The 20,993-nt window shown below is 33.2% G+C and carries 20 protein-coding genes and 2 pseudogenes; 18 read left to right on the forward strand and 4 right to left on the reverse strand.

All coding sequences use genetic code 11. From position 1 onward, the window contains the following. Positions 1-27: 27 nt before the first annotated feature. The 5 genes from U860_RS0126445 to U860_RS0126465 all read left to right on the forward strand — a co-directional run bounded on the left by U860_RS0126445 (position 28) and on the right by U860_RS0126465 (position 5,596). Complete coding sequence (locus tag U860_RS0126445) at positions 28-1,803, forward strand: SgrR family transcriptional regulator (RefSeq protein WP_025150886.1); 1,776 nt, start codon at positions 28-30, stop codon at positions 1,801-1,803. Between the two features lie 159 nt (positions 1,804-1,962). Beyond that, complete coding sequence (locus U860_RS0126450; protein ID WP_025150887.1) at positions 1,963-2,586, forward strand: YhbD family protein; 624 nt, start codon at positions 1,963-1,965, stop codon at positions 2,584-2,586. Positions 2,587-2,599: 13 nt separating this feature from the next. Continuing rightward, positions 2,600-3,310 carry a polymer-forming cytoskeletal protein gene (locus U860_RS0126455; RefSeq protein ID WP_002172355.1) on the forward strand — a complete coding sequence of 237 codons (711 nt, stop codon included), beginning with the start codon at positions 2,600-2,602 and terminating at the stop codon, positions 3,308-3,310. Positions 3,311-3,328: 18 nt separating this feature from the next. Then, a complete protein-coding gene (locus U860_RS0126460) occupies positions 3,329-4,036 on the forward strand; it encodes a hypothetical protein (protein WP_025150888.1) in 708 nt (235 codons plus the stop codon). 24 nt (positions 4,037-4,060) lie between these two features. After that, positions 4,061-5,596 (forward strand): MDR family MFS transporter, encoded by a 1,536-nt coding sequence (locus U860_RS0126465; RefSeq protein ID WP_025150889.1) that lies wholly within the window; start codon positions 4,061-4,063, stop codon positions 5,594-5,596. Between the two features lie 55 nt (positions 5,597-5,651). Here the strand turns inward: U860_RS0126465 and U860_RS0126470 are convergent, their stop codons facing one another. Continuing rightward, a complete protein-coding gene (locus U860_RS0126470; protein ID WP_001062736.1) occupies positions 5,652-5,972 on the reverse strand; it encodes a hypothetical protein in 321 nt (106 codons plus the stop codon). A 445-nt stretch (positions 5,973-6,417) separates the two neighbouring features. Between U860_RS0126470 and U860_RS0126475 the strand changes: the two genes are divergently transcribed. Next, positions 6,418-7,188, forward strand: a complete 771-nt coding sequence (locus tag U860_RS0126475; RefSeq protein ID WP_025150890.1) for a GNAT family N-acetyltransferase — start codon at positions 6,418-6,420, stop codon at positions 7,186-7,188. A 305-nt stretch (positions 7,189-7,493) separates the two neighbouring features. Here the strand turns inward: U860_RS0126475 and U860_RS0126480 are convergent, their stop codons facing one another. Further along, complete coding sequence (locus U860_RS0126480; RefSeq protein ID WP_025150891.1) at positions 7,494-7,925, reverse strand: GNAT family N-acetyltransferase; 432 nt, start codon at positions 7,923-7,925, stop codon at positions 7,494-7,496. Between the two features lie 256 nt (positions 7,926-8,181). Here U860_RS0126480 and U860_RS0126485 point away from each other — a divergent pair, with 256 nt between their 5' ends. Next, positions 8,182-9,042 (forward strand): DegV family protein, encoded by an 861-nt coding sequence (locus U860_RS0126485; protein ID WP_025150892.1) that lies wholly within the window; start codon positions 8,182-8,184, stop codon positions 9,040-9,042. 33 nt (positions 9,043-9,075) lie between these two features. Here U860_RS0126485 and U860_RS0126490 read toward each other — a convergent pair whose 3' ends face one another. Then, positions 9,076-9,510: an Lrp/AsnC family transcriptional regulator gene (locus U860_RS0126490; protein WP_025150893.1), complete on the reverse strand. Its 435-nt coding sequence runs from the start codon at positions 9,508-9,510 to the stop codon at positions 9,076-9,078. 142 nt (positions 9,511-9,652) lie between these two features. Between U860_RS0126490 and U860_RS0126495 the strand changes: the two genes are divergently transcribed. The 6 genes and pseudogenes from U860_RS0126495 to U860_RS0126520 form a co-directional block, all read left to right on the forward strand. Then, positions 9,653-10,942 (forward strand): amino acid permease, encoded by a 1,290-nt coding sequence (locus tag U860_RS0126495; RefSeq protein ID WP_025150894.1) that lies wholly within the window; start codon positions 9,653-9,655, stop codon positions 10,940-10,942. Positions 10,943-11,055: 113 nt separating this feature from the next. Next, a complete protein-coding gene (locus U860_RS0126500) occupies positions 11,056-12,666 on the forward strand; it encodes a M3 family metallopeptidase (RefSeq protein WP_025150895.1) in 1,611 nt (536 codons plus the stop codon). Between the two features lie 12 nt (positions 12,667-12,678). Then, the gene (locus U860_RS0126505) at positions 12,679-13,431 is read left to right on the forward strand and encodes a WecB/TagA/CpsF family glycosyltransferase (protein WP_025150896.1); all 753 of its coding nucleotides are present in this window, start codon (positions 12,679-12,681) and stop codon (positions 13,429-13,431) included. A 17-nt stretch (positions 13,432-13,448) separates the two neighbouring features. Beyond that, a complete protein-coding gene (locus tag U860_RS0126510) occupies positions 13,449-14,150 on the forward strand; it encodes a 5'-methylthioadenosine/adenosylhomocysteine nucleosidase (RefSeq protein ID WP_025150897.1) in 702 nt (233 codons plus the stop codon). 29 nt (positions 14,151-14,179) lie between these two features. After that, on the forward strand, positions 14,180-14,854 hold the full coding sequence (locus U860_RS0126515) for an HAD hydrolase-like protein (RefSeq protein ID WP_025150898.1): 675 nt from the start codon (positions 14,180-14,182) through the stop codon (positions 14,852-14,854). 48 nt (positions 14,855-14,902) lie between these two features. After that, a pseudogene (locus U860_RS0126520) lies at positions 14,903-15,115 on the forward strand (GNAT family N-acetyltransferase); the annotation flags it as partial. 39 nt (positions 15,116-15,154) lie between these two features. On the opposite strand, the gene U860_RS0126525 reads toward U860_RS0126520, so the two are convergent. Further along, the gene (locus tag U860_RS0126525) at positions 15,155-15,571 is read right to left on the reverse strand and encodes a hypothetical protein (RefSeq protein WP_025150899.1); all 417 of its coding nucleotides are present in this window, start codon (positions 15,569-15,571) and stop codon (positions 15,155-15,157) included. Positions 15,572-15,702: 131 nt separating this feature from the next. Between U860_RS0126525 and U860_RS0126530 the strand changes: the two genes are divergently transcribed. The 5 genes and pseudogenes from U860_RS0126530 to U860_RS0126550 all read left to right on the forward strand — a co-directional run bounded on the left by U860_RS0126530 (position 15,703) and on the right by U860_RS0126550 (position 20,557). After that, a complete protein-coding gene (locus tag U860_RS0126530) occupies positions 15,703-16,350 on the forward strand; it encodes a response regulator transcription factor (RefSeq protein WP_025150900.1) in 648 nt (215 codons plus the stop codon). After that, the gene (locus U860_RS0126535; RefSeq protein WP_025150901.1) at positions 16,343-17,719 is read left to right on the forward strand and encodes a HAMP domain-containing sensor histidine kinase; all 1,377 of its coding nucleotides are present in this window, start codon (positions 16,343-16,345) and stop codon (positions 17,717-17,719) included. The genes U860_RS0126530 and U860_RS0126535 overlap by 8 nt, the downstream gene beginning before the upstream one ends. Positions 17,720-17,857: 138 nt before the next feature. Continuing rightward, entirely contained in the window at positions 17,858-19,654 is a 1,797-nt protein-coding gene (locus U860_RS0126540; RefSeq protein WP_025150902.1) for a Xaa-Pro dipeptidyl-peptidase, read from the forward strand. 62 nt (positions 19,655-19,716) lie between these two features. Beyond that, positions 19,717-20,151 (forward strand): annotated as a pseudogene (locus U860_RS0126545) (shikimate kinase); the annotation flags it as partial. A 142-nt stretch (positions 20,152-20,293) separates the two neighbouring features. Continuing rightward, positions 20,294-20,557, forward strand: a complete 264-nt coding sequence (locus U860_RS0126550; protein ID WP_025150904.1) for a hypothetical protein — start codon at positions 20,294-20,296, stop codon at positions 20,555-20,557. Positions 20,558-20,993 lie beyond the last annotated feature (436 nt).

The following is a 20,993-nucleotide window of genomic DNA, read 5'->3' on the forward strand; positions in this document are numbered from 1 at the left end:
TGGAAGATAGAAATGAAAAAGGGTAGAATGAAAGAGGAAGATTTTTCATCTTTTAGGGGGCGTTTTATGACTATTTTGGAGCAATATATGAACCTATGGCTCCAGTATGGAAAAGGGAGATCAGAGGGCGAGAAATTAGAAATGACAATACAAAATATATCTGAAACATTATTTTGTACAGAGAGAAATAGTAAACTAATTATAAAAAAATTAGAAGAATTAAATTGGATATTATGGTTTCCGGGCCGCGGAAGAGGGAATCGTTCGAAGTTATCCTTTCAAAAGCATCCACTTTCTTTAATTTTGGAAAGAGGAAAAGAAATAACGAAACAAGGAGACGTAAAAAGTGGGATCGCATTTATTGAGCGATATAGCTCGTATTTCCCATCACTTCTAACGCAATTTCAAACTTGGATTGATTCGATATTTGGTTATCAAGTTGAAAGGACATCACAGGGTAGAAGAGATGTCCTACGTTTGCAAGTTCAAATGAATCTAGACATTGCATTAGATCCTGTATACGCCACGATGCGTTCGGAATGTCATATGGTAAAACATATATACGACACGTTAGTGTATGTAGACGGAAATACAAACAGTGTAGAACCAAGACTTGCGTTTTATTGGGAATATGATAATCAGAAACATATTTGGACCTTTTACTTACGAAAAGGCGTTCAATTTCATAATAGAAAAGAACTAACCGCTCATGATGTTGAACATACATTTAAGCGATTTATGAAAGCGAAAAATAACCCGCATGCTTGGATGTTACAGCACGTTGAAAGTTTACATATTCTAGATGACTCCATTGTGCAGGTTCGTTTATCTACTGATAACAAGTTGTTTTTACATGCTTTAAGTGCAGAACAATGTTCTATTGTAAGTGAAGATGAAGATGGGAAGTTACTCGGTACGGGACCGTTTCGATTATGTGAAAATAATGAGGATGTATTCGTATTAGAAGCAAATGATTTTTATTTTCGCGAGCGACCATTTCTCGATCGAATTGAATTATGGAATGTAGAGAGCAGAGTGAATACGTACGATATATTAGCGAAAGCACGTTATAAAAATATAGAAAAGCATTATAAAGAGCTATCTAGACTTGAGTCGAATGTAACATACGTTACGTTAAATACTGCAAAAGAGGGACCTATGCAAGATACGCAGTTCCGGAAAGCTTTATATAATATTATCCATGGCAAGGTGATTATTGAAGAATTACAAGGAGCGCGCGGCGAAATAGCAGAAGAATTAGTACTAACAAAGAGCGGTACAATACATATAAATGAGGATATACATACACTTATTAAAGATAGTTCTTACCGTAATGAAACGCTACGTCTATATACATTTACAGGACAAGATCATGTTGAAGACTCAAATTGGATACAAAAAGAATGTACGAAATACGGAATTAAAATTGATATTGAGTTTCTTGAAACAGAAGAGTTATTGCAAATAAGTACGATACAAAAGGCTGATATTATGCATGATAGCGCGACAATTAGCGAGCGTATTGAAGAGAGTTTACTATATATGTTTCTTACAAAAAATAGCTTTATTCATCAGCATAGCAATATAAACTTTAACGAAGTATTGCAGCCTTATTTTATAGAGAATCAATTAGATAAACGGGTGACACTGTTACGTGATATTGAGGACACATTGTTACGTCAAATTCATATCATTCCTTTATATCGTAACAAACAGCAAGTAAGTTCACATGAAAAAATACAAAATATAATAATTAATTCACAAGGTTGGATTGATTTTTATGAAATATGGTTTAAACCTTGATGTATAAAGGTTCTTACGCATTTTTTATGAAATGTGTAAGAGCCTTTTTTGTATGTAAGACAGGTTTGTTTTACACATTGTTACGCTACCTGTTATAAAAGTCCGTTTACAGCGTAACAGTGTTATGTTACATTGTTATCAGGAAGGAGTGACATACAGTTGAGTACAGATTTAATTTCAAAAAAAGATTTATTAGAACTAACTGGTATTTCATACGGACAGTTATATAGGTGGAAGAGAAAAAATTTAATACCGGAAGATTGGTTTGTAAGGAAATCAACGTTCACAGGTCAGGAAACATTTTTTCCAAAAGAAAAGATCTTAGAACGCATTGATAAAATCCAAACGATGAAAGAGGAGTTATCACTTGATGAATTGGCAAATATGTTCTCACCGAGCGTAACAGAGGTTCTTTTAACGAAGGATGATGTCGTACGTAAGGGCATTGCTTCAGAGCCAGTTTTACAATTTTTCATTGAGCAAACGAACAAAGCAGCAGATTTTCAATTTGTAGATATTCTTTATGTATATATGTTAGAAGAACTTCTTCAATCAGGAGATATTAGCTTAGAAGAAGGGAAAATGGTCTTACAAGTTTTACGTGAAAATTATGAAACGATTAAGCATAAAAATTGTGATTTAGTTATCATTCGGAAGTTAGGGATTTCTACATGCTTCTTAGTATCAAACGTGGAAGACTTAATTTTTGAAAAAGGAACAAAGATTGTTTTACGTGTTGCAATTATGAATTATACGGAAGCATTAAAAACAAAACTGTTGTAGTGGAGGAGAAATAATGCGTACAGAAAATTTAATTATAAACGGTTACGGTTCATCGAATGGCGGCGAGTTTCATAAAGTACAACTAAATGGAAAAGGAACGGTTAATGGAAACGTTGAATGTGACCAATTCGAATGTAATGGTTACGGTACTGTTACTGGTGATTTGAAAAGTAGTAATGCAAGAATTAGTGGATCAGGTAAAGTTGAGGGTACAGTTAGTGCAGATATGATGCGAATCGATGGGAAAGCGACAATTACACAAGATGTAAAGGCGAACACTTTGAAAATTGCAGGAAAAGGAACAATAGGTGGAAATGTAACCGGTGAAGAATTTAAAATCAATGGCCAAGCGACGATTGATGGTAATTGTGAAGTAGATACTTTTTCTTCAGAGGGACAATTTACAGTTGGTGGATTATTAAGCGCAGATGAAATTAATATAAATATTCACGGCACATGTAGAGCGAAAGAAATTGGTGGTCAAACCATTAAAGTAAAACATAGATTGAGTGCTTTTAGTCGACTATTTAAAACAGTATTTGGCTTACAGTTAGAAGCTGAACTGCTAGAAGGTGACAATATCGATATTGATTATGCTCACATAAAAACGGTAAGAGGAAACAATGTTACAGTAGGACCGAACTGTGAGATTGAGCTGATTGAATATACCGGGGTTCTTAATGTTGATCAAAGCGCAAATGTAAAAGAAATTAAGCAGGTTTAAAGGAAGGGAGAAATCAGTATGGAACATCAACATAGCCTTACAGTAAATGGTTCTGGCAATTCAGCGGGGGGAGATTATAACAAAGTAAAGATACGTGGCGAAGGAACAATCTCTAACAATATGAGTTGTAATGAGTTTAAGACATACGGGACGAGTGATGTACGTGGAAATATGAAAGCTAAACATTATGTCGTGTATGGAGATAGTGAAGTGCAAGGCAATGTAGAAGCGGAATATGTAAAAATATATGGTAATACACAAATACATGGTGATGGTCATATTCAAAAAACAAAAGTTAGAGGTATGATTGAAGTTAAAGGGAAGTTTTCAGGTGATTTCGTAGATGTGAAAGGCGCTTTAAATGTGAAGGGAGATATAGAGGTAGAAAAATTATTACTAACTGGTGGTCTTGAAAGTGATGGTTTGCTTAATGCTGAAAATATTGAAATCTCACTACGTTATGAAGGAAGTAAAGTGAGAGAAATCGGTGGGAAAAAGATTACAGTACGTAAAAAAGCGAGATTTATTCCTTTTACAAGTCATGCTGGAAACCTTCAAACATCAATTATTGAAGGAGATGATATATATTTAGAACATACAATAGCAGACGTAGTAAGAGGAAATCATGTTATAATTGGTCCTGGCTGTGAAATTAGTGTTGTAGAATATCATACTAGTTTTAACCAGAAAGGGAAATCAGTCGTAAAAGAACATAAACAAATATAAGTAGTATGAGGGAGAGCAAGAGATATGGTTGAGAAGAATAATAAACTCGGCTTCGTTGTTGCCGGTTTATTGCTGGGCATCTTAATGGCATCAATGGATAATACCATTGTCGTAACAGCAATGGGAACGATTGTTGGTGACTTAGGAGGTCTTGAAAACTTTGTATGGGTTGTTTCTGCCTATATGGTTGCAGAAATGGCAGGTATGCCGATTTTCGGTAAGCTATCAGATATGTATGGCAGAAAGAGATTCTTTATTTTCGGTTTAATCGTCTTTATGATTGGCTCGGCACTTTGTGGAACTGCTGAAAATATTACACAGTTAGGTATTTATCGTGCCATTCAAGGTATTGGCGGCGGGGCACTAGTGCCGATCGCATTTACTATCGTTTTTGATATTTTTCCACCTGAAAAGCGCGGGAAAATGGGTGGATTATTCGGAGCAGTATTTGGTTTATCAAGTATCTTTGGGCCACTACTTGGTGCATATATTACGGATTACATTAGTTGGCACTGGGTGTTCTATATTAACTTACCACTTGGAATTTTAGCACTTATTTTTATTACATTATTTTATAAAGAGTCACGAGTTCATAGAAAGCAAAAAATTGATTGGTTTGGCGCAATTACTTTAGTTGGTGCAGTAGTTTGTTTAATGTTTGCACTTGAACTAGGTGGCCAAAAATACGATTGGGATTCTAGCTTTATTTTAAGTTTATTTGCTGGATTCGCTATTTTAATAATTGCATTTATTTTTATTGAACGAAAAGTAGAAGAACCAATCATTTCATTTGAAATGTTTAAACAACGTTTATTCGGAATGAGTACAATAATTGCATTATTTTATGGAGCGGCATTTATGTCAGCAACTGTATACATTCCGTTATTTATTCAAGGTGTATACGGTGGTACCGCAACAAACTCAGGATTATTGTTATTACCAATGATGTTAGGTTCAGTCGTAACAGCGCAGCTAGGTGGATTTTTAACATCGAAACTTAGCTACCGTAATATCATGATTATTTCTGCTGTAATTATGCTAATCGGATTATTCTTATTAAGCACGTTAACACCAGAAACAAGTCGTGTACTATTAACTGTGTATATGATTATTATCGGCTTCGGAGTCGGTTTCTCATTCTCTGTACTAAGTATGGCTGCTATCCACAACTTCGGTATGGAGCAGCGCGGGTCTGCGACTTCGACGAGTAACTTCATTCGTTCGTTAGGTATGACACTTGGTATTACAATTTTTGGAATGATTCAAAGAACTGGTTTCCAGGATCAATTAGAAGAGTCATTTAAAGGTATGAGCGGGGGAATGAATACAAATGCTTTTGGAGATTCAAGAGCTATTCTATCAGAATCTGCAAGATCTCAAATTCCACCGCAAATATTAGATAAAATTATTGAAGCTCTTTCTAGTTCAATCGTTCATACATTTATGTGGGCGTTAGTCCCAGCGAGTTTAGCGTTCGTATTCATTTTCTTTATGGGAAATGAGCGCATGGTATATAAAAAAGAGCAAAACAAGATTAATAGTGAAACACCAAAAGCATAAAGAAAAAAGCTCCTTTCAGTTTGGAAAGGAGCTTTTTCGTATGTACGAATCTCAATTAGCCTTCAATAATTTCGTATTCTTCGTCTGCTAATAATAAAATTTGTGTTTTCTTACCTTTATTTTGAACTTCGATTACATCATATGTACCTAAGTCTCTTAGCTTGCTTTGAGAAGCGTTAACCATAACTTCCATAGAATCAATTAAGATATCTTCTTCAATGTATGATTCAGGCAATGCCATATCTTCAGTAGCTAATACACATTCATATAGATTTTGTAAGTTTTCAGCTGTTGGGTTTTGTTCCTCAACATCAATAATGTTTTTTACTGCTTCCATATTTTCTTCTTTTGCTTGGTATACTTTAATTTTAGCCATTGTTTTAATCTCCTTTATAACGTAATCGTAGAGGCTACAATTGATTCAACTAATCATAAGAGCGAGATAAAGTCCCTCTCTAATAGAAGTTTCACTTTATTATAACGCTTTTTTATAAAAAGATGAAATTGTTATGTGTACTTATATAGAAAAATATATATTCTTCACATATTTTGTTCATTATTTGCGAATAATCATGTATTCACTTTAAAAATGAAGCGGAAGTATTGAATGTGGATGAATTAAAAGCAGTTATTAACTAGGTATAGCATCATTTCAATGTAAGTAGATGTTATAATGAGTTTGTATTTGCGTATGATTTATAATTATTTGATTTTTTAATGAAGTACACAACTTCTGTTAAAAAGGAATCATTCTTTTCAAATTTGGATGATTAACGTGTGTTCAATCGAAAAATTGATTTTCAAAGAAAGAAGGAAAGTAAATGATATATGAATCAAATATACATACAAGAAAAAAATTAGTTTCTATGTTCGAGGATTTTAATAATGTTGTTCTACTTTCTTATTTACAAGGACATATGGGCACCGCTTGGGTGAACGATCTCGAAAATCCGACAGTAGCGCAAATCACAGTGGGGATTTTTACTTTTTATGGCGGAGATCCAACCGCGGTAGAAACAGAAGAGTTATTACGTAACATTCCTGAAAGAATTTTAGTAATTGTAAATAGTGATGAGTGGAAAAAGCGTTTAGAAGCATTTCATGAAAGAAAAATAGATAAGATTTTACGGTATAAATTCAAACGAAATATAGAATTGTTAAATCGTACAAAATTAAAATCATTTATAACGGTACTTCCAAATGGATATGAATTAAGAAAAATAGATAAGTATATTGGAAATAACCCAACATTACACAAAGTTTCTGAAGATTTTACAAGTCAATTTAGTTCAATAGATGATTATGTAAATCGAGGTGTAGGTTATAGTATTTTGTATAATGGAGAAGTCGTATGCGGTGCATCATCATATAGTATTTATGATGAAGGTATCGAAATCGAAGTTGCTACTGACCCGAATCATAGAAGAAAGGGATTGGCGACTGTAGTTAGTGCGGCATTAATATTGGATTGTATAGAAAATGGAAAATATCCAAACTGGGACGCAGCGAATAATACGTCTGCCAAACTAGCAGAAAAGCTAGGATATGTTTTTGATAAGGCATATGATACTTATTTTGTGAAAACTAGGTGAATGAAGGCGAAGTTGTACGAATTGTACAACTTAAAAAATTTAAAGGGAACGAATGAAGATGAAAATGTTTGCTATAGAATGGTTGATAACTCCAATTGAAAAATTGGAGAATAATATAACTAGTTAAATGATGAGGAGATTTCACAATCTATTGACTAAAAAACCGGCTTTTTAAGTCGGTTTTTATTTTTAACAGATTTGGCGTATATGTTGTTTGAATAAAGAAGCTAATTAAATAGCATAGATAATTACTTGTTATAATGTGAGGTGTAATACAAAGTACATTAGCTCCTTTTTTACAAAACTCATAACTTAAATAGTAATACATGTTTATCATAAGTTTCTAAACACCAATTATATTTTTTTAGAATAATTGGATGGACAACTTCTTTCGTAGTATCGACTTCAGTAAAACCGTATTTTTTATAAAAGTTTTCTAATTTCTTAAAAGGGAGACAATACACATATTGAGTATGTAATTTTTTCGCCATTTGTACTAAAAATGAAACGAGTTCTCCTGCTAATTGCATTCTCCTAAATTTAGGTAGTATGAAAATACCACCTAACTCAATTGTATCTTCATCTATTTGGACTAACCGTCCTATACCTGCGTACTCATCGTTGTATGTAATGATCGCAACTTTATCCCGCTTTAAATCACTCGGTACAAATCCTATTGATTCGTATTGGATATTAATCCATTCTAAATCATTAGATGTAGCTAATTGAATCCCCATAATTGTTCCTCCTTTAGACAAAAACTAATATTCTCATTATATATATTACGAGGCAAATTGTAATTCATATATGGCATAATAATTAGTGGGAATAAGTGAAAACGAAATCATTTTTATAAATAGTTAAAGTTTTGAAGAAGAGTGCATACAATATAAAGTACTTTCCCTTTCTTCATTCTTGTTTTACGTATATAATTTAAAAGTAATATTTTTATTTTATTTTTTTATATATTTATAACAGAATAGAGGTTTAAAAATGGGCGTTAAAATCATTACGGATAGTGCGGCGGATTTACCGGAAGAATTGCTGCAAGCATATGATATAGATTTAATTCCACTCCGTGTATATGATGAAGCAGAAACAGAGTATTTAGATGGGGTTACATTAAAGTCAGTTACATTATTGCAAAAAATGAGAGAAGGCGCTGCTTACAGAACATCATTGCCTTCACTTGAAACATTCCAAGAAAAGTTTGTTTCTTATGCAAAAGAAGGTAATCCTTGTATATATTTAGCCTTTTCATCTGAACTGTCTGGTACATATCAATCGTCAGTTGTTATTAAAGAAGAAGTGAAAGAAACATATGCTGATTTAGATTTAGAAATTATCGATACAAAATGCGCTTCACTCGGTCAAGGTCTTGTCGTATTAGAAGCCGCAAAAATGGCAAAAGAAGGCGCGTCAAAAGAAGAAATCTTAAACCGTGTCGCTTTTCTAATGGAGCATATGGAGCACATCTTCACTGTAGCTGACTTACAGTACCTTGTTAGAGGTGGACGTTTAAGTAAAGTGGCCGGTTTCATCGGCGGTTTATTAAACATTAAGCCAATTTTAAATGTGGAAGAAGGAAAACTTGTACCACTTGAAAAGGTAAGAGGGAAAAAGAAAGTATTAAGCCGAATTGTTGATATTATGGAAGAGCGTGGAAAAGATCATAAAGGTCAAACAATTGGTATTACACACGGTGATGATTTAGAAACAGCTGAAGCACTAAAAGCATTAATTACTGAAAGATTTGGCTGTGAAGTATTCATTGTAAATACAATTGGAGCAGCAATCGGTGCGCATACAGGACCTGGTGTTATAACATTATTTTTCTTAAATGAAGTAGAGTAAAGGATTGATCTTTTGATCAATCCTTTTTTGTTTTTAATCTGTGATAACCGGTCGATAGGGTATTGGTGACGATAAAATCATTGAAGTTTTTACTGTACCAAAGGGTATAACGATATCAATTATTTCCTCTAATTCTTTCATTGAGTAAACCGCTACTTTTAAGTAATAGCTACTTTCACCTGTTACTCGGTGACACTCGAGTACCCTATGTTCTTCATATATTTTCTCTTCAAATTTTTTACATGGAATTTTTAAATTTTCTATTCTTAAAAATGCTTGAATTGATTTTCCAACTGCATCTAGTGATATTCGTGCTGTATACTTTTCAATTATTCCTACATCTTGTAATCTTTTTAGTCTTTCCGTAACACTAGGACGGCTGAGGTGTAAATGCTCAGTCATTTCTGTAATTGTCATCCTAGCATCTTCTTGTAATAATAGGGTTATTTTCTTATCGATCTCATCCATTACTCATACTCCTTTACAAAATTGAAAGCAAACTTCTGAAATAGTTCCATAATATAAAATCTAATGTTAAATTACATGCACTTTTGAATGTTGAATAGACTGATAACTTTCTATAATTAAAATATAATTGGAGGTGCATGTAATGTCTAATCATTTCAAAGAAACAATTTCTATTAAAAAGGGAGCAGCTTTATACGTCGGAGCCGTTTTAGGATCAGGAATACTTATTTTACCTGGTATGACAGCGAGTATAGCAGAAGGGAGTGCAATTATTTCTTGGTTAATTATGATTTTACTAAGTGTTCCACTTGCATTTACGTTCGCTTTTTTATCGATTGAATATCCGAGTGCAGGCGGAATCGCGACTTTTTCAGAAAAGGCTTTCGGTAAAAATGTAGGAGCAATGATAGGTTGGTGTTTTTTTATTGCAGGTAGCGTTGGGCAAATTGTTGTATCAATGACTGGTGGAATGTATATAGTGAAAGTATTTGCTTTACCATCATATTACACGTACATTATTGCGCTAATTATATTGAGTATTTCTATTGTTTTCAATTTATGTGGATTAAAAATGAGTGGATTGTTTCAAGTATGTATTGGTATATTAACTTTCGTGATTTTATTCGTAACAATTATAAGCTCACTACCTTATATTGAAATAAGAAATATAAATATACATATTTCATTAGACAACATACAGCTGATTTTAGAGGCTTCTTTGTTAATATTTTGGTCTTTTTTCGGTTGGGAAGCCATTGCAAGTTTGGCTCCAGAATTTAAAACGCCTAGAAAAAGAAATATTATTTTGTCTACGGGATTCGCGATTATTATTATTGGATTTTTATATATGGGGATTGGATTATCAGTAATTGGAACGAAATCATATCATATTAATTCTGATAATAGTACAGCTGTAGTACTTGTAATAAAACAAACACTAGGTGATCAATTTGCATGGCTAATTGGATTTGTAGCTTTTATGATTTGCTTAGGGACGACAAATGCATTTATCGCAAGTATGGGCCGTTTAGGCTATTCACTAGGGAAGGAAGAAGTTGCACCTCTTTATTTAGCATGTATTAATGAAAAAAGGGCAGCACCAACAAATGCAGTAAAAGTTGTAGGTTTTATTGCGATAATAGGCTTGTTAATAAGTTTTGTTTTTCATATTAGTATAGATAAAATCGTATTAATACCGAACTCACTAGGGATTGTTACGTATATAGTCGGTGCTGCGGCCGGAATTAAGTTAATAAAGAACAGGTTAGGTAAAATTTTTTCTATAATGGCTTTTACATGTTGTGTAGCGGTTTATCCTTTTATTGGCGGAGTCATACTTATTCCGGTAGTAGTAGCTTTGGCGTCTTTATGCTATTTATATTTAAGAAAAAGTAAACTTGCAAATGGGAGGGAGCAGAATAAGGAATGTTAAAATGCATTTGTTTAAGTTTCAATATTTAGAGATATCTAAATATTGAAGATTCATATATAATTATGGAGGAATTAACTTGTTGTAACTATTTGTAAAAATAGGAGGCTATTAAAATGAATATGCTTATACAAGCTCCAACTAAATGGGATTTATGCAGGCTATATTCTAATGAACAAGATCTTATGTTTTCTATAGAACAGTTAAAAATAGAATATAAAGCAACAAAAGATCCAGCAACCCTTTCACAACTTATACAGGCTATTGAAAAAGCGGAGTATTATTTATATTGCCGTGCTACTGAAGATGATACACCACCCGAAAATAATTTACTAAGTGTAACAATAAACCAATTAAAGAAAGAAGTTCAACTATTAATAGAATCTAGTAGGAAGCAAGGCATTAATGATGATAACTCAAGTATTAAACTACTAGAAAATGAATTAAAAGCTTGGGAAGATATGTACATACAATTACGAAATAAGATAGAAGTAATACACGATAAAGAGACTTTATCTTTTGGACAAGCGAATTATCTTTCGATGAATAGTGATGATCATAATGAAAGATTCAAAGTATTTGATTCTCTTACAAATGCTTTGAATAAGGAAAAAGAGATTTTTGCTACGGTATTAAATCAAATTGGAAGATTACGTTATACGAAAAGTGTTGAAATGGAAGGGACAACGATTTTAAAACAATCCCTACAAGCAAATGGCATCTCTGAAACGGTATTAACTCAAATGTGGAACGCAACGGAACAAAATCTTACGAAGCTAGTAAGTGCTTTAAACGTGTATAAAAAAGGTAAGGATTCAATTACATGGCATGAACTCATGACATTAAAGGAAAGTAATGAGACTGTTATTCCTTTTTCGGAGGCTGTACAAAACATATATGATGCACTAAAAAATGTAGATGAAGAATTGGCAAAGTTCGTATGGAATGCGATAGCGAATGGCTGGGTTGATGCTGAACCGAGAGATAATAAACCGTCAGGTGGATTTTGCGCTCCTTTTTTCAGCGAAAAAGAATCACGTATTTCAATGCGTTATGATGGAAATATTGATAGTGTCAGAGTACTTGCTCATGAATTAGGACACGCTTGGCATTTTTATGTTATGAGTCTCGAACAATCCACTTCATTTTTAGATGATTACTTGCCAATGAGTACAGCTGAATCAGCGTCAATTTTCTTTGAGGTGGTACTTGTAAATCACTTAATAAAAACAGCGGAAAATACTGAAATGAAAAAAGCATTGCTTAGCTGGAAAATTAGAAATAGCTTTAATTATGTAATGGCAATTCGGGCATCATTTCAGTTTGAGAAGAGTTTTTATGAAGCTTGTAAGGAAAGTCCTATAAATGCTGATGAAATAGAAAAATTGTCTATAGCGGCGCAAGAAAAGGCGTACGGAAATGCATTATCAGAGTATCAGCCATTCGTTTGGATGAAATACGTTCAGTTTTATATAGCAGATGTTCCTCTTTACAATTATCCATACACATTTGGTTATTTAGTAAGTTTTAGCTTATTAGAAATAATGAAAGAAAATAAAGATGAATTTCATTTGAGGTATAAAGAATTTTTACGAGAAACAGGAAAGGCTCCAGTTGAAGAACTGATGAAAAAACATTTTGATATTGATCTAACAAATTATGAATTTTGGAATAAAGCTTTTATACAAATTGATAAAGATATTGATGAATATTTGCAGCTTATATAAGGGGAGAGAGAAGTGAATCAACAATATATAAAAGGAATACCGTTTTCTACTTTGGGGTATTCAAGGGTTATAAGTTTATTAAAAGACTGGTTATATGAAAAGCAAGAGAAACCAAGATTTGTAGTAACTGCAAATCCTGAAATTGTTATGTCAGCAAAGGAAAATACAGCTAAATCAAAGCTGTTTAAAAAGATGTTATTATCCGCAGATTTAATTACTGCAGATGGGATTGGCGTAATAATTGGCTCGAAAATATTAAAAGGAACACTGGAAGAGCGTGTTACTGGAGCGGATTTAACACACGGCTTAATAGAACATTGTAATGAAAAAGGATATCGTGTCTTTCTTTTTGGAGCTGCGCCGGAAAGTAATGAAAAAGCATTAGAAAAATTAAAAGAGCAGTTTCCTCATGCTTCTTTTAAAGGACGAGATGGATTTGTAAACGGTGAAGAAATAGAAGAAGTAAAGACTCAAATTCAACAATTCAAGCCACATTTACTATTAGTTGGTTTAGGTTCACCTAAACAAGAAAAATTTATCTATGACAACTTACAAACATTAAACGTTCCACTATCTATTGGTATCGGGGGCATGATTGATATTTTATCTGGCACTGTAAAAAGAGCACCTAAAATAATGAGAGATACTGGAACAGAATGGTTGTATAGATTAATTTCACAACCAACAAGAATAAAGAGGCAACTTGTACTTCCGAAGTTTTTACTATCGGTTATGGCGGAGAGGATTAAAGGGGTTACAAATTAATAAAGGGGACTACATATATGAACAAAATCGGTATTATCGGAGCAATGCAAATTGAAATAGACTTACTTTTAGAAAAACTACAAATAAAAGAGGAACATACTATTGCCGGAATGCCTTTTTATAAAGGAGAGTTCATGGATACAGAAGTTATTATTACTCGATGTGGTGTAGGAAAGGTAAATGCAGCGGCATGTACACAAATATTAATTCATAAATATGATGTGGATTCTATCATTAATACAGGTGTTGCGGGTGGATTGCATCCTGATGTTAAAGTTGGCGATTTAGTTATTTCTACAAATGTTACGCATCATGATGTTAGTAAAAATCAAATGAAGAATTTATTTCCGTTTCAAGAATCGTTTACTGCAAGTAAAGAATTAAGAGAGTTAGCACGAGAAGCTTGTAATAGTAGTAGTTTAAACATTTCTGCACATGAAGGAAGAATTGTCAGCGGAGAATGCTTCGTTGAGGATTCAATATTAAAGATTAAACTTATCAATGAGTATGCACCACATTGTACTGAAATGGAAGGGGCAGCAATTGGGCATGTCGCTCATATAAATAACATACCATTTCTCGTTATGAGAAGTATTTCTGATAGTGCAGATGATGAGGCGCAAGTTTCATATGATGATTTCGCGAAAACGGCCGCGAATTATTGTTCAGAAATTATTGTCGAGATGCTTAAAAATAAATCGAGTAAAACTATTTTGTAGTTCAAAAGTAAAGAATGGGAGAGATTGAAATGTTACAAGCACTAATTTTTGATATGGATGGAACCTTATTTCAAACAGATAAAATTTTAGAATTATCACTAGATGATACATTTAATCATTTATGTTCGCTACAATTATGGGATGCGGAAACACCTATTGATAAATATCGTGAAATTATGGGTGTACCTTTACCAAAAGTTTGGGAAACGCTGTTACCTGATCATTCAAATGAAGTAAGAAAACAAACAGATGCTTATTTTTTAGAGAGATTAATTGAAAACATAAAGAGCGGAAAAGGGGCTTTATATCCAAATGTAAAGGAAGTTTTTAGTTTTATAAAAGAAAATAACTGTTCCATTTACATTGCTAGTAACGGTTTAACGGAATATTTACAAGCAATCATATCTTATTATCATTTAGACCAATGGGTTACGGAAATGTTCAGTATTGAACAAATACAATCGCTTAATAAAGGTGACTTAGTTAAAAACATTATGAAAAAATATGATATAAAAGAGGCAGCGGTAGTTGGAGATCGTTTATCTGATATTAACGCAGCAAAAGATAATGGTTTAATTGCGATTGGATGTAAGTTTGATTTTGCACAAGAAGATGAGCTTGCTCATGCGGATTTAGTAATAGATGATTTAATGGAGTTGAAGGGGATATTACCAGAATTGAAGAATACTTACATAACAAATTGAATAAGTTCACAGTCAAATAGATGCTCAGGAGGATATGTTCTTGGGCATATTGGCCGGTTAAGAAGGTTTTATATTTCAAAGGCTTATCGGCGCATCGGATTAGGGAAGTTGTTATTAAAGCAACTATTAAGACATGCGGAAAAGTATTTTCACGTTGTTGTTCTACATACGGATACGAAGCAAGGTGATGAGTTTTATTGCGTAAATGGATTTGTAAAAGGAGAAGATTATAAAGGTTCAAGTCACTATATAAGATTGTAGAAAGGTTCCATACTCATGTACGGAACCTTTCTTATGCAATTACATTCTAACATTCATTTGTTTTAATAAAACCTTCGGATCACCTTTTACATAATAAAAATGTGGATTATTCTCATCATCGTAAAGCATAATGTAAGGTTTTTCGTTAAGTGGGAGAAGGATGAGTACTTCATCGATTGTTGTATGTAACCATTGATTTGTAATAGGAACAGGTTTCGATAACGGGATTTTTATCATATAACCATCTTTCGGAACGACATTTAAGTTTTTAAATGGGCCAGTAATTGATTTTGCATATTGAACTGCTTCTTTTTGAATAGCGACATCTAAAGATTGTTTTTGAACTACCATTTCTTTTTTGCAATCAAATACTTCGATTTGTTTATTTGTATTTGCGAATGCATTTGTTGATAATAAAAAGAAGAGAAGAGTAATGACTCCTATTTTTTTGAACATAAAACAACACCTCACACTTACTATACCCTCAATTGTTGTAAATATTTTTCTGTCACATTGATGTAACAAAGAAATTGTATGATAGGAGATCATATAGTAACTATTGGTTTCAAGGTAACGGAGGAAAGAGAATGAAAGTATTAATCGCAGATGATGAACAAGATATGCTGAAGATTTTAAAAGCGTATTTTGAAAAAGAAGGCTTCGAAGTTTTATTAGCGAAGGATGGAGAGGAAGCACTTCAAATATTTTATGATGAGAAAATTGACTTAGCTATTTTAGACTGGATGATGCCGAAAAGTAGTGGTATTACTGTCTGTCAGGAAATAAAAAAGAATTCGAGTGTAAAAGTATTAATGCTTACTGCGAAAAGTGAAAGTGAAGATGAATTAGCAGCACTTCAAAGTGGGGCAGATGAGTACGTAAAAAAACCATTTCATCCAGGAGTGCTAATAACGCGAGCGAAAAAGCTCGTACAACATGATGATGTGATTCAAGTTCAAGATTTAAAAATTGATTTCACCAAAAATAAAGTATATAAAAATGAGAAAGAATTAGACATTACAAAGACAGAATTACAATTAATAAAATGCTTTTTAAATCATAAAGGAACAATTTTAACGCGGAAAAAATTGTTAGATATCGTCTGGGGATTTGATTATTTTGGAGAAGAGCGAACAGTTGATACGCATGTAAGAAGATTGCGTAAAAAAATTGGAGAAAATATAATAAAGACGCATCGCGGTTTAGGATATAGTTTGGAGGAAGAGTGTGAATAAGCTTGGGAAAAAGTTATTTTTCAGTATTTCTTTAACAGTTATCCTTATTTTTTCGATCTCTTTATTATTGATTAACTATTTTTTGCCAAAATATAATATATACAAAACACGTGAAAGTTTAGATGGAATTACAGCACAAATACAGTCGATACCGAGGGAACAACTTGATGACGCTATTCATAGTATTGAAAGCGAAGATAATGTTACGATTGCGTACACATCAATAAATAATTCGGAAGATGATATTAATGATGAATTACGTCTGCAACTTACAAGAAAGAGAGTTGCACTAAATAAACTTTGGATTACAAAAGAAGAAATTACGAAAGTGAAGAACGTTGGGCAATCAAATAAGATTTATGATCAAGAGAAGATAAAATCTAGTTTTTTTGCGAAATACATTGCGAAAGATGATATGTTGATTTTAGTAGGAGTTTCTATCGCACATTCCAATGAAGTGATAAAAACACTTAACTCATTTTATTTATACATTATAGGTTTTTCAATATTTCTTGTCGTTGTACTTGTTTGGATACTTTCAAAAACAATTACAACTCCATTGAAAGAATTAAGTGATGTCGCTGAAGATATTTCAAATCTAGATTTTAAAAGAACGAAAGTGAAAACGAATGATGAAATAGGTGATTTAGCAAATAGTATTAACGTCATGAGTGATAAATTGCATGAGGCACATCAAGATTTAACAGATCGAAATGACCACTTAAAACGATTTATGGGTGACGTAACTCATGAATTAAAAACACCAATTGCATTAGTGAAAGCATATTCTATGGGCATAAAGGACGGTTTAGATGATGGTACGTATGTGGATACAATCATTAAACAAACAGATCAAATATCAAACTTAATTGAAGAACTATTACGATTTTCTAAACTAGAAAGAGATGTTTTGCAAAAAGAAGAATTCCCTATTGAATCATTAGTTCAAAGCATAGTAGATAAGCATAAGATTGAACTGGAATCGAAAGGAATCCATATGCAGGTGGACTTTAACACTGATAATTCGATTGTTTATGCAGATATAAATAAAATGAGAATGGTCTTTCAAAATTTAATTTCTAATGCGATAAAATATACAACGAATCAAAATATTAAAATCACATTAGAAGAGAAAAATGATTTTGTGTATTTTCAAGTTCAAAATGGAATTGATACTGAGGGAATTAAAGATATAGATAAAATTTGGGAGCCTTTTTACGTATTAGAATCTTCTCGTAGTAAAGAAAAATCAGGGACAGGATTAGGTCTAGCGATTGTAAAAAGTATATTAGAAAGACATGGGTTTGAATACGGAGTTTCGGTAGAAGATGGGGAAATACAATTTTATATGTATATAGATAGGAACTAATTGTTGTTAGTTCCTTTTCTATTATTTAAAAAAGATTCGAATGTTCTACAAATTTCTCAACTGTTTATACAAAATATAAACTGAATTTTCTGTAATTTTAATGTATAGTAAGAGAAGGAATATATGGGAGGGAAGTGCATGGAGAAAAAGAAATTAGCAATTACGCTGTCGACTATATTATCTTTAACAATTACTTCAGGAGTTTCTAATATGACTGCACATTCAGAAAGTAAGGAAGGGGCCTCTGTAAAAGGGAGTGATATTAAGTTAAATGGTCAAGTTTCAGAAGCTTTAATTCCAAACACGAAAATTGAATTAGAAAATGGGATGACGAAACCAATCTATTCTCTTGATGAATCAATTATTGAGAATTTATTTGTAGAGACAGAAGTTGATAGTGATCGAGATGGTAAAAAGGATCGTGTATCTATTAAGGTTATGCGTCCAAAGACTGATCCGAATGTGAAAGTTCCTGTTATATATGAAATGAGTCCATATCGTGCTGGATTAAAAGATGTTCCTGTTTATAATGTCGATGAAGAATTGTATGCGTATGAAGGAAAACCGTATGCAGCGGTTAATCTTGGTTCGTACGGCAATTATTACGTTCCGAGAGGATATGCAGTCATTTTAGGGGAAAGTATCGGTACTGGTAAATCAGATGGATGTCCGACAACTGGAGATGAACAAGAAATACTTGGAACAAAGTCTGTTATTGATTGGGTAAATGGACGTGCAAAGGCATATACAGAGGATGGTAAGGAAGTAAATGCAAATTGGTCTACGGGTAATGTAGGTATGACAGGAGCTTCTTATAATGGGACATTGCCAAATGCTGTCGCAACGACTGGAGTTGAAGGTTTAAAAACAATTATCCCAATCGCGGCGATTAGTAGTTGGTACGATTATTATCGTGCAAATGGGGCGGTAATTGCGCCAGGTGGTTATCAAGGGGAAGATACAGATAATATGGCGGAAGCAGTACTGACAAGAAAGAACCCTGAAGTTTGCGGGCAAATAATTAACGAACTTACTGCTGGACAAAATCGAAAAACAGGTGATTATAACGATTTTTGGGGTAAACGTAACTATGTAAAAGACGCTAAAAATGTGAAAGCCAGTGTGTTTGTTGTTCACGGTTTAAATGATTGGAATGTAAAAACGAAGCAATTCGCACAGTGGTGGGAAGCTCTTGGTGAAAATAATGTTCCTCGTAAAATGTGGTTACATCAAGGGGGACACGGCGGGACAACAAGTAATAACTGGCAGCAAACGCAAAATAAATGGTTCGATTATTGGTTATATGGAATTGAAAATGGAATTATGGATGAACCGATGGTAGATGTGCAACGTGAAAATAAAACGTGGCAAAAAATAAAAAATTGGCCAGATCCGGCGGCTGTACCATCAAAAATCCGTATGTATTTAAGTAATAAAGCAGTCAATTTGCCATTAAGTATGGGATCAGTAAACAATGTTTTCTCATTTGTAGATGATGCTAAAATAAAGTCGAATCAATTAGTAGAAAACCCAGAGCTAGAAGTAGCAAATCGATTAGTATATACAATGCCTGTACTACAAAAAGATATGCGAATAAGCGGTACGCCGAAGATTTCATTTAAAGGGAATATTGATCGGTCTGTATCAAATTTAACAGCATTACTAGTTGATTATGGCGGAGCAAAGCCTGAAATCGTAACGAGAGGTTGGATGGATCCACAAAATTTGAATAGTATAAATAATTCAACGGTGATTCAACCTGGTAAAGATTACACATTTACATGGGACATGCAGCCAGATGATTACGTATTTAAAGAAGGACATCAAATAGGAGTCGTTTTAATCGCAAGTGACTACGATTATACAATTAGGCCGAAAGCAGGAACAAAGCTAACAGTGAAATTGAGTGAAGTGACATTGCCTATTGTAAAGTAAAGGTTTATGAGATAAATGAGAATGGAGAGCTTACTAAGGTAAGCTCTTTTATATTGAGTGACTTTGATTACAGTACAAATGAAGCAAAAAGGTTAGTAAGTTTGTTTCGTAATGAAATATTTGAAGAAGTATCTAAAACTAACCTTTTTGGAATGATATTTATATATGTATGGGCATTGGATCTTCAATCTGATTGGGATTATAAACAACATGTAGTAAGTATCTTTGAGTCCAAAGGTGGAACGGTATATTTTGTAGAACTTGAAGCAGAACTGGGTGAAAGATTAGGACGTAATAAAAGTCCACATAGACTAGAGCATAAACCGAAAAAAAGAGACATTGAATGGTCTGAAAAAAATTTAAAAGATACGATGAAAAAACATAGATTAAACTCACTTCATGGTGAAATTAAAAAAGAAGAGTATATAAAAATTAATAATACTCATTTAAGTGCGAAAGAAGTAGCTTTAATGATTAAGGAGAAATTTCGATTGTAAAATACTTAAATGCTGTTACGTTTTCATCGTCCAAGCATTCTCCTAATAACCACATATACTATTTATATTAAAGCCGGTCACTATTATAAATGGACTGCTATTTTAATGTAAATGACACTTTAGGAAATTAGGGGGAATAAATTTGGAAAACGAAGAACAAGGAAGAATTGAAAATCAAGTGTATTCTAATCGGGTAGTAAGATCAGAATTTGATGAGAATTGGGAAACTTGTATTTCAAAAAGTGGTTATGTAATCTACAAGGCTACAAGTGATCATGCTGAAGTAATAGTGCTTCTTTCAGATGGTTCAAGTAAATTATTAATCTTCGAAAAAGGCGGTAAAGTAGTAGTAGGTGGCGGTGGGACGAGTCATTACAGCAAACCGCATATTGCAATAAACATTTAAGGTAGAGCATGTTAATTGAGAAGACACTGGAAAAACGGTTAGCCATTCATGTTTAGAGCATGAAAGACGAACCGTTTTTATTTGTTGAAGGGAGTTTAGAAGAACTTGAGTTATTAGATCGATAGGTGAACTACTCGCCACTTAGCAAAGCTTGAAGTGGGAGCTTCTCAGTTCCACGACGAAAGCAACCTTTCATCTCCCTGAGCGTTACTTTGGAGTGTTCCAACCCTAGATGTCCAACGCTTGGACGCTCTTTTGGTACGGTTGATATTTTACGAAGGAACCGAATGGCTTGGTTTTCGCACTCTATTTTCTTCCTGCAACCTTATATATCAAGTTATCAAAGAACTTCATATAGCTAGTTTATCAAAAGCTTTTGGCTATGCCAAACCGAAATTCATCTCCCACCTACCGTTGGGCTAGCGCCCTTCACACG

Source organism: Bacillus sp. H1a (assembly GCF_000633475.1).
GTDB classification, from domain to species: Bacteria; Bacillota; Bacilli; order Bacillales; family Bacillaceae_G; genus Bacillus_A; species Bacillus_A paramycoides.

What these genes read in the sequence shown, in the direction of transcription:
- U860_RS0126495 (WP_025150894.1), top strand. Translation starts at nt 9,653, where the DNA reads ATGTCTAATCATTTCAAAGAAACAATTTCTATTAAAAAGGGAGCAGCT.
- U860_RS0126470 (WP_001062736.1), bottom strand. Translation starts at nt 5,972, where the DNA reads ATGGCTAAAATTAAAGTATACCAAGCAAAAGAAGAAAATATGGAAGCA.
- U860_RS0126525 (WP_025150899.1), bottom strand. Translation starts at nt 15,571, where the DNA reads ATGTTCAAAAAAATAGGAGTCATTACTCTTCTCTTCTTTTTATTATCA.
- U860_RS0126500 (WP_025150895.1), top strand. Translation starts at nt 11,056, where the DNA reads ATGAATATGCTTATACAAGCTCCAACTAAATGGGATTTATGCAGGCTA.
- U860_RS0126490 (WP_025150893.1), bottom strand. Translation starts at nt 9,510, where the DNA reads ATGGATGAGATCGATAAGAAAATAACCCTATTATTACAAGAAGATGCT.
- U860_RS0126485 (WP_025150892.1), top strand. Translation starts at nt 8,182, where the DNA reads ATGGGCGTTAAAATCATTACGGATAGTGCGGCGGATTTACCGGAAGAA.
- U860_RS0126530 (WP_025150900.1), top strand. Translation starts at nt 15,703, where the DNA reads ATGAAAGTATTAATCGCAGATGATGAACAAGATATGCTGAAGATTTTA.
- U860_RS0126455 (WP_002172355.1), top strand. Translation starts at nt 2,600, where the DNA reads ATGCGTACAGAAAATTTAATTATAAACGGTTACGGTTCATCGAATGGC.
- U860_RS0126510 (WP_025150897.1), top strand. Translation starts at nt 13,449, where the DNA reads ATGAACAAAATCGGTATTATCGGAGCAATGCAAATTGAAATAGACTTA.
- U860_RS0126480 (WP_025150891.1), bottom strand. Translation starts at nt 7,925, where the DNA reads ATGGGGATTCAATTAGCTACATCTAATGATTTAGAATGGATTAATATC.
- U860_RS0126465 (WP_025150889.1), top strand. Translation starts at nt 4,061, where the DNA reads ATGGTTGAGAAGAATAATAAACTCGGCTTCGTTGTTGCCGGTTTATTG.
- U860_RS0126445 (WP_025150886.1), top strand. Translation starts at nt 28, where the DNA reads ATGAAAGAGGAAGATTTTTCATCTTTTAGGGGGCGTTTTATGACTATT.
- U860_RS0126460 (WP_025150888.1), top strand. Translation starts at nt 3,329, where the DNA reads ATGGAACATCAACATAGCCTTACAGTAAATGGTTCTGGCAATTCAGCG.
- U860_RS0126475 (WP_025150890.1), top strand. Translation starts at nt 6,418, where the DNA reads ATGATATATGAATCAAATATACATACAAGAAAAAAATTAGTTTCTATG.
- U860_RS0126540 (WP_025150902.1), top strand. Translation starts at nt 17,858, where the DNA reads ATGGAGAAAAAGAAATTAGCAATTACGCTGTCGACTATATTATCTTTA.
- U860_RS0126515 (WP_025150898.1), top strand. Translation starts at nt 14,180, where the DNA reads ATGTTACAAGCACTAATTTTTGATATGGATGGAACCTTATTTCAAACA.